This window comes from Nonomuraea zeae (assembly GCF_005889725.1).
Classification (GTDB): domain Bacteria; phylum Actinomycetota; class Actinomycetes; order Streptosporangiales; family Streptosporangiaceae; genus Nonomuraea; species Nonomuraea zeae.
Genome location: NZ_VCKX01000710.1, coordinates 1 through 833 on the forward strand (window position 1 = coordinate 1; position 833 = coordinate 833).

Below are 833 nucleotides of genomic sequence, written 5' to 3' on the forward strand. Positions count from 1 at the left end.
CCAGCATCAAGCTACAATTCGGCCTCAGCTGCGCCATGATTCACCGACGTCGGCGAGCGGCCCGGTCGGATTTTCCCACACGTGCCACGCCCCGAAGGGGCCTAGAAGTCTACAATGTAAAGGCGCTGGGGCTGTGACCGCGGCGGAAGACGTAGTCCAGGGCAGGCGAGCGAGCGCGGGAGGAATCCGTGGCCGGGCGGGCTGGAAGATGCCTTCGTACACAGCGACGGGCGATCGAACCGCAGTGGTGGACACCGCCCGCAGCCCTGGGCGATCAATCCGTGTTCGAGGATGCCGCGCCGCTCGCCGCCCTGAGCGTTCGCCCCGCGTCAAGGATGCTGCCGCTCACGGCCCTGGGCGATCGCCCCGTGGCAAGGATGCTGCCGCTCACGGTCCTAAGTGATCAATCCGCGTGGAGGACGGCGACGTGGACATGGCGCAGGCGGTCGGGGTTCGCGATCACGTCGATCGCGGTGATCAGGCCGTCGGCGGCGTAGGTGAAGTCGAGCACCAGGAACAACCGTCCGCCGGGTGCCATCACGAGCCCGGCGGACCCGTTCACCAGCGCCGGACGGGTGTCCGGGATCCTGGCCGCGGCGGGGTACGCGCCCCTGGCCACGGAGCGGGCGCCGCGGAGCGCGACCGGCACGCCGGTGGGCAGGGCCTCGCCGTCGGCGTGCAGCACGACGTCGGGGTGGAGCAGGGTGACGAGCGCGTCGAAGTCGCCGTCGCGGGAGGCGGCGAGATAGGCGTGCACGACGTCGCGCTGGCGGGCCAGGTCGGGGCCGGTGGCGGGGGCCTGGCCGCGCACCCGGCGGCGGGCTCGGCTGGCC

At 71.9% G+C, this 833-nt stretch carries 1 protein-coding gene; it reads right to left on the reverse strand.

Annotation, left to right across the window (positions count from 1 at the left end):
• Window positions 1-403: 403 nt before the first annotated feature.
• The coding region (locus tag ETD85_RS64320) for a sigma-70 family RNA polymerase sigma factor family protein (protein WP_476739317.1) at window positions 404-833 on the reverse strand (430 nt) is incomplete at its 5' end.